11 protein-coding genes are annotated in these 9,770 nt (G+C 59.2%); 3 read left to right on the top strand and 8 right to left on the bottom strand.

What is annotated here, in order from left to right:
* Positions 1-399 precede the first annotated feature (399 nt).
* Both ASE11_RS27090 and gstA read left to right on the top strand, forming a co-directional pair.
* Positions 400-882, top strand: a complete 483-nt coding sequence (locus ASE11_RS27090; RefSeq protein WP_156406323.1) for an SRPBCC family protein — start codon at positions 400-402, stop codon at positions 880-882.
* Positions 879-1,487 (top strand): glutathione transferase GstA, encoded by a 609-nt coding sequence (gene gstA, locus ASE11_RS11390; RefSeq protein WP_056270940.1) that lies wholly within the window; start codon positions 879-881, stop codon positions 1,485-1,487. The genes ASE11_RS27090 and gstA overlap by 4 nt, the downstream gene beginning before the upstream one ends.
* 130 nt (positions 1,488-1,617) lie before the next feature.
* On the opposite strand, the gene ASE11_RS26585 is transcribed toward gstA, so the two are convergent.
* The 8 genes from ASE11_RS26585 to ASE11_RS11355 all read right to left on the bottom strand — a co-directional run bounded on the left by ASE11_RS26585 (position 1,618) and on the right by ASE11_RS11355 (position 8,864).
* The gene (locus ASE11_RS26585) at positions 1,618-1,854 is read right to left on the bottom strand and encodes a hypothetical protein (protein ID WP_235501262.1); all 237 of its coding nucleotides are present in this window, start codon (positions 1,852-1,854) and stop codon (positions 1,618-1,620) included.
* Complete coding sequence (locus ASE11_RS26580; protein WP_056270937.1) at positions 1,829-2,362, bottom strand: hypothetical protein; 534 nt, start codon at positions 2,360-2,362, stop codon at positions 1,829-1,831. The genes ASE11_RS26585 and ASE11_RS26580 overlap by 26 nt, the downstream gene beginning before the upstream one ends.
* Entirely contained in the window at positions 2,310-2,546 is a 237-nt protein-coding gene (locus ASE11_RS26275) for a hypothetical protein (RefSeq protein ID WP_056270935.1), read from the bottom strand. The genes ASE11_RS26580 and ASE11_RS26275 overlap by 53 nt, the downstream gene beginning before the upstream one ends.
* A gap of 163 nt (positions 2,547-2,709) precedes the next feature.
* A complete protein-coding gene (locus ASE11_RS11375) occupies positions 2,710-3,126 on the bottom strand; it encodes a hypothetical protein (RefSeq protein ID WP_056270932.1) in 417 nt (138 codons plus the stop codon).
* A gap of 149 nt (positions 3,127-3,275) precedes the next feature.
* Positions 3,276-4,265 (bottom strand): hypothetical protein, encoded by a 990-nt coding sequence (locus ASE11_RS25815; RefSeq protein ID WP_156406322.1) that lies wholly within the window; start codon positions 4,263-4,265, stop codon positions 3,276-3,278.
* Positions 4,266-4,287: 22 nt separating this feature from the next.
* Positions 4,288-6,294, bottom strand: a complete 2,007-nt coding sequence (locus ASE11_RS11365) for an autotransporter domain-containing protein (protein ID WP_156406321.1) — start codon at positions 6,292-6,294, stop codon at positions 4,288-4,290.
* 101 nt (positions 6,295-6,395) lie between these two features.
* On the bottom strand, positions 6,396-8,408 hold the full coding sequence (locus tag ASE11_RS11360) for an autotransporter domain-containing protein (protein ID WP_156406320.1): 2,013 nt from the start codon (positions 8,406-8,408) through the stop codon (positions 6,396-6,398).
* A 150-nt stretch (positions 8,409-8,558) separates the two neighbouring features.
* Positions 8,559-8,864 carry a putative quinol monooxygenase gene (locus tag ASE11_RS11355; protein WP_082585686.1) on the bottom strand — a complete coding sequence of 102 codons (306 nt, stop codon included), beginning with the start codon at positions 8,862-8,864 and terminating at the stop codon, positions 8,559-8,561.
* A 185-nt stretch (positions 8,865-9,049) separates the two neighbouring features.
* On the opposite strand from ASE11_RS11355, the gene ASE11_RS11350 reads away from it, so the two are divergent.
* Complete coding sequence (locus tag ASE11_RS11350) at positions 9,050-9,718, top strand: hypothetical protein (protein WP_162258040.1); 669 nt, start codon at positions 9,050-9,052, stop codon at positions 9,716-9,718.
* Positions 9,719-9,770 lie beyond the last annotated feature (52 nt).

The following is a 9,770-nucleotide window of genomic DNA, read 5'->3' as shown; positions in this document are numbered from 1 at the left end:
ACGGCGCGTTCGCGGACCTCAGGTGAAAAGTGGTTCGACTTCTTCATGGCTCAATCCTCTCAGAGAAAAGAGCCTCCTCAAAATACGGGGCGGTTCAAACATCGACCACCGGTGTGTCTGACTCAGCCAACCGCAGTGCGTACGCGATCTGCTCCTCTAGAAATCTCGACCTCTTCATTGCTTCTCCCTGCGCCCCTTCGGGCTTGCCGGAAAGCAACCGTACCTCTAGTTTTCAAAAGTCCGGAATTCGGGGGGAGACGTCAGAACACATCATGTCATTGGATATGTCCTGGAAACTGGGGGAAGCCCATAAAGTGATTGTAGAAATAGTTTCAGACATGTTTTCCCCCCTGTAGCGAGGGGTAAGAGCAACATTGAAAAGCTATAGACTGAATCACCATGTTTAAAGTTTCAAAAGCGATAGAAATCGAATGCTCCCACGAAGAGGTTTTTGCGTTCGCAGGTGACTACTCAAAAGATTCAGCATGGCGCGGCGGCGTGATCAGCATGGACTATGAGACCAGTGGACCTCCAACCTTCAGATTGCGCACAAAGGAACGTATGCGTAGTCTCGGTCTATCAACTACCACGGTGGCCGAGGTGTTTGAATATTCACCTACTCGTACTTCTTTTCGAAGTATCTCTGGTCCTGTGCCCTGTTCTGGGAGCCGCGACTTCCAGGCTTGTCCTGCTGGTACTCGATTCACCTACACAGTGATACTAAATTCTGACGGGTTTAGGAGGTTGATCGACCCCCTATTGGGCCTATTCCTCGCCTGGCAGTTGACAAAGGATTTACGTAGATTAAAGCGTCAACTGGAAAAAAAGTCAGAGAACAATGATTCACTTTCGACTTTGTCAGTTTGGGATGAGCCTACATGACCCCGCTTAGATTCTACTACGCACCCAGATCATGCTCTCTCGCAATCCACATCGTGATGAGGGAGCTTGGCATGAACTTCACACTAGTGGAAGTTGACCTGCGAAAGAAGCAGACTTCCGAAGGTGAGAATTTTTTGACCATTAATCCAAAGGGTCAGATTCCCTATCTCATCACGCATGATGGTCTGGGACTGAGCGAAGGTCCGGTGATCGCACAGTACCTTGCTGATAGGGTGGATGGAACTACGTTGCTGCCAAAGGCAGCGAGCATGGAGCGTTACCGCGTCATGGAGTGGCAAGCCTATCTTGCAACGGAAATTCACAAGACCTATACACCGTTGTTTCATCCAGCCGTTGGACTGGATTCCAGAATGCTTTTCGCAAAAATTCTGAAGACAAGATACAGATTGATCAATGCTGCGCTCGAACAAGGGCTGTTCCTGACAGGCAAACACTTTACAGTTGCCGATGCGTATCTATTCGCAATCACGCGATGGGCTGTGAATGTTGGCTTGGACCTCGGCGGTTTGGCACATCTGCAAAGCTTCATGCAGCGTACTGCGGCTCGCCCTCATGTCATCAGGGCCCTGGAAGCAGAGAAATAGATTCAGGACCGATATGGTCTATCGTATTGAAGGTATTCTTAAAGTCCCGGGATGCGATCGCGTGGATGGCTGAGATATGCACACGGAAAAGAGTGGCCTCTTGATTGTTAGTTTGAAAGCCTTTGGTGATTCATCTGCAAGAAGGCTCATCGCAATCAACGAGTGCGCGAACACGCGGCTTGCGCGGCTTCAGAGACCAGTTCGACGATAGCCCCGCGATCTGGCATAGGCGCAAATAAAGCCGCTGCAGGAAGGCCACCCCCTTCCTTGTGATCATGCGCAGCAGCCAACGGATGTTGTAGCCCGCCGCGCACAGCACCGCGTGCAGCCGGTCGCCCTGTTCACCTTTGAGATGGCAGCGATCCATCCGATGGTCGCTCTTGAGGTGGCCAATGATGGGCTCGATGGCCTGGCGCCGTTTGAGCAGCTTTCCGCTCGCTGATCCGCTTGGCCTTGCCCCGGTAGCCCAAATCCACGAAGGCCGTCGCTGACTTTGTCGCACTGTCCTGCATCAGGATCGTGGCCTGCTCCAGCTGCTCGGCCAAGGTGTGCCCGTCATACGGGTTGCCGTGGAATGCCCGCGCGCCCGCGATCAGGTTGCCGTGCAGCGTGCTGGCAATGCACACCTTCACCCCGAACTCGTAGGGCGTTCTCGCCTTGCCATTGCTGATGCAGTCCACAGCGGGCGCGTGCCAGGCGTAGAGCTTGGGTTGTCCGGCTGCGGCCTTGCGCCGAGCACTTTGGGCGTTGATGCGCTGGGCCTTGTTCAACGTCTCAGCGAGCGCCTCCCGCACAGCTTGTCCGATGGCGCTGGCCTTGCGGTCAATCTCGCGCTGCGGGCGCCCGACGATGGTGCGCTGGCGCTTGCTCCCCAAAGAGGTCCAGGTCGGGCATGGCCGCACCGGTGCGGCCTCTGCGAGAGAAGACCTGGGCCACCCGTGCTTCGATCTCCTGCCAGGGCATGCGTGAGGCCAGCACGGCCAGCGGATGGCGCAGGTCGATCATGTGATCGATGCGCGAACGAAAGAAATCATCGGTGGCGGAACAGGCAAACAGCACGGCAGAACTCCCAGAAATCTGCCTCTATTGGAATTCAAACTGGGAGTCTCGGCCATCCGCGATCACCCCAAAGCCCAGTGCTTATGCGGGCTCCTGGGATTCTTCAGGGACGACCAATTGCGGTGATATGGGCAATCAAAGAGTTGATGAGAGCGCACGAGAGTCAACGTGAGACCTCGCAATTCTTCTTGAGCGCCAGCTCTACCAAATGGTCGTAACGGGCTTGCGAGGAAGACATCGCTTGAGCCAGCTCCAACGCCTGTTGCTGTGCCTGGACCATCTTGTTGGTGTTCTCCTCCATCTCCGCCATGCGCGAATTCAGGGAGGCTTGAGATGCTGCGCCTCCCACCATGCCAGCCACCATACCGACACCGGGAATCATGCTGAGTAAACCAGTCACCGTCGAGGCACCGCTCTGCAAGCCTGCGAGCCCTCGACTCGATTGCTCAATCATCTTCTTGCGAGACGCTTCCGCCACCACAAGCGCGTTCTTTGCCGTCGCTTGCCGATCGAACATTGAGCTTTCGAGATTGCTGGCCTCTTTGTGAATCTGCGCACACGTCAGGTTGACATCACTCATCTTGCGAACGCCTGGCACTGAACTCTGAAGGGAGTCAGAGAAGGCTGAACTTCCTTCTTCGGGTGTCTGTGCACCTACAGAGAATGAGTTGGTCATCCCCACTGCCAAGAAAACGCAAGTCGGCCACCATGCCGAAGACGATCTTGTATTCATGATGCTTTGCCTTGTGGAAATTCAATCTGCCTAAGAAGACCGCGCCAGTCGGCGCTGAACATGACGCCCAGGAGGCGTCCCGCTCCGCTGGCTGGGTGCAGCTGCCCCCGTTCCAGGTCGGACCAGCTAGAAGAAGGAGCCCTGACGGAGATCACCAGGACTTGAATATCCGAAGCTGGACGGGACGGGTCGATCAAGTCACGGTTGAGCACACCGTTCACCAACAACGGACGCGGGGTGTTGAGCACCACCAACTGGTAGCCGCCACCGCGCTGAAACAGCGTCATGCCGTTGTAGATTCCGAGCAGGCGTGAACTTCGCAGCGAATAGGTGTCGTTGACCAATACGTTCAACGAACAACCTTCCCCCGGTGTGTGGAAGGTTCCGTCGGGGTAGCTCTGGGTTGTCATGTGGTCGGGCTTGATTGGGTAAGCCCTCACCACAAGGCCTCCGACAACTGCCTTCGTTGTGGCGCCCGGGCGTGGGTTTGCAAAGCCTCCACCTGGCACGACGCTGATGCCCTGCGGGCTCATCAATGGAGGTTGTTTCAACAACATTCCATAGAGCGCATCCAGCTTTTTACGCATCGATACGACACCGGGACTCTCGGCGTTGCCGCCATACGAAGTGTTCGCTTCTACATGCCCCCTGACCGCTCCCCCAGCACCCGGGGCAACACCAACAGTGTCAGGCTGCCGCCAAGCTCGGTTGATGTTGTTGGGCGAGAAATCTCTTGCACTATCGAGACTCACCGTCTGGTCGTGTTCGACAGTTGAAGATGGAGGTGGGGAGGACGGATGACTACTGCTCGGTCCAATTGGCGGCGGCGTGTTCCCAGCGTTCTGTATTCCCCGGGTTATGGCGTGACCGATCGCCTGCTGCAACATGTTGTTGAGTAGGTCGTTTGCGGTGGCTTGGCATGAGCCGCCACAAAGGGCCAGCAGGGCCGTAAGGCGCAACGCGAAACCGATCTGAGAAGACAACATTTTTTTCTTCTTGAAGATCAGATCAAAAAGCGGCGCGCAGGCTGATCGATGCGGACAGCCCAGGGTCTTCGCCGCGAGACGCTGCGTGCAACGAGAACCCCATGGAGACCTTCTGATTCAGTTGGCGGTCGATGTCGATGCCGGCACGCGCCCACGAACGGCGTGACCGTGTCCCCGCTTGGTCGAACGAGAAAAGTCCAAGCGCTTGGCCCTTGAGCGCTGGGCTTTGACCATCGAAGCGGTGGGCCAGCTCCACCGTTGCGCGAAGATTCGTCACTGCATTGATCGGGAGGGTTGAGGCCAGCCCAAAACGCGACTCCACCGCGGTATGGCTCTGCCCTTCGAAGCGCGCAGGAAATCCTCCTCCTACTTCCGTGTAAGCCCCGCTGTGGGTCCGTGTCTGGGTCAGCGCGGCATAGGGAGACACTGCCGCAGTGCCCATCTTCCAAAGACTGTCCCAGTCCGCACGCAGTCGCAGCGCGGTCGATCTGACCGCCGTTGTCCCTCGCGAAAAGTCGGTTCCACTGCCTCCCGCATAGCCCCGGTTCACGTCGGCACGCCAGTTACCAAAGACCACCGTTGCAGATAGTTGTGGTCCTGCAGGCACCTGGTAGTCGAGTTCGGCCGTGACATGCTCGCCAGCGATACGGTTGCCGCCGAATTCGCCAAGGTTCTGGCTCTGCCGTCCGTATCCAACGCCCACGCCTGCGCGCAGAGCTCCCCCCTCAAAATCACGGCACAGTCCGACCTCGGCCAGAGCCTCATTGCTGTCTCTGCCGGCGCCGTGGTGACCGACATCGCCGGTTGCCCAGAAACAGTTTCTTTCTGGCATCGCGCCATAGGACATCAACGGGCGATGGTGGCTCCCCCAGAGAATCATGCGGGTGAGTGACTGGGCGTGCTGGAAGGATGCGTTCACTGCGCCCAGGCTCTGGGAGTAGTTGGACGGACGCATGACGCCCGAGCCCAAATCGGACACTCTCGCCAACCAAGCCTCATCATCCGACCCTTGAATGCCGTTGCCAACGACGATGCTGCCATCGGCATTGGTGGCGGTGGCGTCCGTTAGAGTCCAGCCATTGCTGTCCACGCCAGCCGCTGCCAGCCAGTCAGCCACCGACTGCATGCCCGTTGCCTCGGTCCACCGGAAGGCAAGCACACCAGAGTTGGCGGCCGTCCGTGACTGGCCAACAACCACCAACCCGTTGGCCGACACACCCCCGGCTCTACTGTCGCGCCCGCCCAGCGTGCCCAAGTCCACCATGCCGCTCGCAGCGGTCCAGCGAAACGCATGCGTCGCGGTACCAGGGAACGAACTCGAGGCCTGGCTAGAGCCCACCACGACGGAACCATCACGGGAGACACCGGTCGCCTCGCTCTCCGGGTCAGCGTTGGGGCCGCCCAACAAGGAGCCAAGATCGACCAGGCCACCGGCTTGCGTCCACCGAAAGGCGTGTGTCACCGTACCCCTTGTCTTGACGCCCACAACCACATCACCATCGTAGGACGCGGCAGCGGCTGAACTGTCGCCGCTGGGGGCACCCGCGGCGATATTCTCGATGCCTCCGGCCTGGGTCCACCGCACGGCACGCTTGGCGCCACTGGCGAGCACAGCCTCTCCCACCACAACGTTGCCGTCGCCAGATACCCCCCGCGCCTCGCTTTGGCCAAGCCCATCAAGAGTGCCGAGATCCGTCAAACCCGCAGAGGTCCATCGGAAGGCGCGGTACTGGCCACCCAGGACAGCTGCGCCCACTGCCACGCTCCCATCTGCAGAAAGGCCCAATACAGCACCGCGCACCATGTCCAGGCCGCTCAGCGGTGACATGCTTCCCCCCGCCATGCCGACCGATGCAAGTGACAGGTCGGAGGGCGAGTCGGTACTACCGCCAACAATGCTCCCATCTGCGGAAATGGCGTAGAGCCTGCTGCCAGTGCCGAACCCCCGCAATTCACTTTGGGCCATTGCAGCAGGATGAAAAAGGGCCAGCGATGCCATCGCCAGTGGTGTCAAGAGATAGGTCTTCACGTTCAATTCCTAAAGACGCGCCGGCTATCGGCGCTGCTAAAGCACAGTTGCCACGCTCCGAAGTGCAGGCTGGCTTCAGAGAAGGCCGCCGAGCGGTGTGGTCAGAAGCCGATGCGCAATGTCACGGCGGCGCTCAGTCGGGGGTCGTCCCCAGGACTGGCTGTGTGCAGGGAGAAACTCAGCAATTTGTTTCGGTCGATCTGGTGGTCGACATCCAGCCCCAAACGCACCCAAGACTTGGACTCATCAAGACCTGGTTGGTCAAAACTGAACAGGCCCAGCACCTGACCGGTTACGCGCGGCGCATCGCCATCCAGGCGCTGGACTGCCTCAAGGGTTCCGCGCAGGTGCGTGGCCGGCGCAACGCTGTAGCGTGCTGCCACGCCCAAACGGGCCTCCAGTCCAGACTGCGTCTTCGCATCGAAGCGCGCCGGAAAGCCACCGCCCGTCTCGGTGTAGGCATCGGTCCTGGTCCGGGTGGCGGTCAGGGCGACGTAGGGTGACATTGCGGCCTGCGCCCAACGCCACGCATCGTTCCAGTCGGCGCGCAAGCGCAGCGCCGTCGAGGTCACACCTGTGCTGCCCTTTGAGTGGTCGGTGCCTGCGGCACCCGTGTAGCCGCGGTTGACATCTGCGCTCCACTTGCCGTGCACCCCTGTGGCCGACAACAACAAGCCCGTGGAGGTCGTGTAGTTGATTTCCCCGACCACATGGTTGCCTCCCGTGCGTGTGGAACCAAAGTCACCCAGGTTTTGCGACTGGCGGCCATAGCCAACTCCCAGACCGGCGCGCACCGCACCACCGGCGAAATCACCACACACACCCACCTCGCCAGCGGTGTCAGTGATCGGTCGATCACCGCCGCGCCGTCCGACATCGCCCGTCGCCCAAAAGCAGCCCTGCCCACCGAGGTCGCCGTAAGTGGCCAGTGGGCGGTGATGGCCACCCCACAACACCATCCGGCTCAGGTATTGGTTGGCCTGCGCCAGCGCCTGGCGTGCGACCATGGTGCTTTCGACATAGTTGACCGGGTCCATGACGCCCGTGCCGTACGGCGAGACGCGCGCAATCCAGGCTTGATCGCGGGTCGAGCCTGGCGCCCTGCCGTTCCCTACGAGTACGCTGCCATCCTCGTTGGCTGAAGCGGCCGAGATGAAGTCCCAGCCTGCGGGGTACGCTCCATTGCTGCTGAGCCAATCCGCGACGCTTTGCATGCCCGTTGCCTCAGACCAGCGGAACGCCCTGCGCAGGCCATAGGTGTCGTCGTAGTTCGAATGACCGACGATGACCTCGCCGTTGCCCGAGACGCCCAATGCATTGCTCTGCCCAGTTGTCCCTCCGAGCAAGCCGAGGTTCTGCATTCCGGTGGCCTGCGTCCATCGAAACGCGTACACAGGTCCAGGGGTGGTCACCTGAGAGTTGCCCACCACCACCGAGCCGTCGCCAGACACCGCATTGCCAATGCTCTGGACTCCCCCGAGGGTGCCGAGGTCCTGCATGCCGGCAGCGGTCCAGCGGAACGCGTGCTCCGAGGTGCCCGTATCGCTGGTACCGACCACCACCGAACCATCTGCAGACACGCCACTGGCTCGGCTGCGGCTACCCGTCCCCAACACACCGAGATCTTGCATGCCACCCGACCTGGTCCAACGAAACGCACGATTGGTGTTGTTCGCCAGATTCGACAGTCCGACCACTGTGGTGCCGTCCTGGGAAATGCCTCCGCCGATGGTCAGGTTGCCGCCAAGCGTGCCCAGGTTCTCCATACCGCCCGCGGCGGTCCAGCGAAAGGCGCGACCACCGTTCAAGGTAAGGTCGTAGTAGCTACCTGCGATCACGCTGCCGTCGCGCGACACTCCGGTCGCATAGCTCTCGACGACTGGCAAATTCAGGTTCTGCAGACCGCCTGAGTAAGTCCATCGGTACGCCCGCCTGAGCGGCGTCGAACCGGGCAGAAACGCGGCACCCACCACCGTGGAGCCGTCGGCCGAAATCGCACTGGCCGAGGTTGCTCCGCCAATATTGCCGAGATCCAATACCGACTGCGCTTCTGATGAGGAGGCAAAAAGCGTCGCAAGCGCCCAGACCACGGAGCGAAGCTTGGGGGTTTTCAAGATGAGTCCTTTGGAGAATTTTTCAAACCCGCAGTCAGCTTTGACTGCGAGCCAGCAAGTTCCAAAAGTCTAGAAAACCGAGGTCACCATGAAACCCCTGCACAGTGGGGGGTTAGACACTACGGAGCGTATGTAGCGCATGTAGCGCCGCTATTTACTGATCGCAGCGACAGTGACATTCTCAACAAGCTTCACCGCAAAGAAGCGCCGTGTATGAGGCAGCGCCAGATGCAATTCGAGGGCCATCTCGTTCTCAAATGTCTCTACCAACACGAACGAGTCTGGATCGCTCAGGGCGCGAAAGAATGCAAACTCCCTGCAGCCAACTTCTCGTCGGGTCGCGAACTCAAGATCGCGCAAAGCCTCGCTCAAGGCCTGGCCTCTGTTTGGCTTGGCAGTGATGCGCGCAATTTTTCTCACGAGAGGACTCGACTGGGGTGCCTCGATGTTGGACATTCGCGTATTGAATCTGGAAACTAGAAGAGAAGGACGCGCTCCACTGGGCGGTCACTGATCGGCAAGCGAAGCGGCGTGGTGGTTGACCTGCAACACAACCGGTCAAAAGTCTATGGATCGCCTCAATGAGAAAACCCCTCCGAGCAGGGGGATCGCAATTGCAGAGCCTTCCGTAAAATCAATGAATGAAGTCTTCACCACGCTCTTCTGTGCGCACGGTTGCGAGCATTCGCCAGCTGTGCAGCATGGGAATGCCTGAAGAGCTGTTCATGGCCAAGTTTCTGGAAGGAGCGAGGGATTGGCTGGGCGCTGATACCGGTCACTTCATCTGGTGCGATGACCGGAACCATGAACCTGTCAATTACAGCGGGGATGGGTTCACCGACATCAGCGCGGTGCAGCGCTTTTTTTCGCACAACTCCAAAATCACCTACCCGGGAGTCATGCCTGCTTTCACGGATCTGATGCGCAGTTCAAGCTCGGGAACACTCGGATGTAACGAGTCGAACGCACAGGTCTATGTGCGCTCGGATCTGTACCAGGATGTCATGCGCCCCTGCGACGGTCGGTACATGCTGTACTTGGTTGCTCGTGACGTCCAGGGATCCCCCAAGGGATTGCTGTCGCTGCTGCGCTCGTCCTCTGACAAACCGTTCTCAAGCAGCGACCACAAGAAGCTCATACAGATCGAGCCGTACTTGCGATATGCGCTTTCGGGTGAGGCCGGTGGCGCGGCCATGTTCGACAGCGCAGACCACGAAGGTATGGTGGTGCTGGACCAAAAAGGCACTCTTCTCTCCCTGATGGCCACCCAAATTCCCCCGTCTATGGCCACCTCAAACTCCCCCACCTGAACTGATCGGGGATAGGGGTTTAACGCCGGCGTCGTCGGCACCTGTTGGCAGG

It is taken from the genome of Hydrogenophaga sp. Root209 (assembly GCF_001428625.1).
GTDB lineage: Bacteria > Pseudomonadota > Gammaproteobacteria > Burkholderiales > Burkholderiaceae_C > Hydrogenophaga.
The sequence above is the reverse complement of the archived record's forward strand: the minus strand, read 5'-3'. Positions and strand labels throughout refer to the sequence as shown.

Excerpts from the sequence above, each read along its gene's own strand:
- ASE11_RS27090 (WP_156406323.1), top strand. The coding sequence starts at position 400 with ATGTTTAAAGTTTCAAAAGCGATAGAAATCGAATGCTCCCACGAAGAG.
- gstA (WP_056270940.1), top strand. The coding sequence starts at position 879 with ATGACCCCGCTTAGATTCTACTACGCACCCAGATCATGCTCTCTCGCA.
- ASE11_RS26585 (WP_235501262.1), bottom strand. The coding sequence starts at position 1,854 with ATGGATCGCTGCCATCTCAAAGGTGAACAGGGCGACCGGCTGCACGCG.
- ASE11_RS11375 (WP_056270932.1), bottom strand. The coding sequence starts at position 3,126 with ATGAGTGATGTCAACCTGACGTGTGCGCAGATTCACAAAGAGGCCAGC.
- ASE11_RS25815 (WP_156406322.1), bottom strand. The coding sequence starts at position 4,265 with ATGTTGTCTTCTCAGATCGGTTTCGCGTTGCGCCTTACGGCCCTGCTG.
- ASE11_RS11355 (WP_082585686.1), bottom strand. The coding sequence starts at position 8,864 with ATGTCCAACATCGAGGCACCCCAGTCGAGTCCTCTCGTGAGAAAAATT.
- ASE11_RS11350 (WP_162258040.1), top strand. The coding sequence starts at position 9,050 with ATGAAGTCTTCACCACGCTCTTCTGTGCGCACGGTTGCGAGCATTCGC.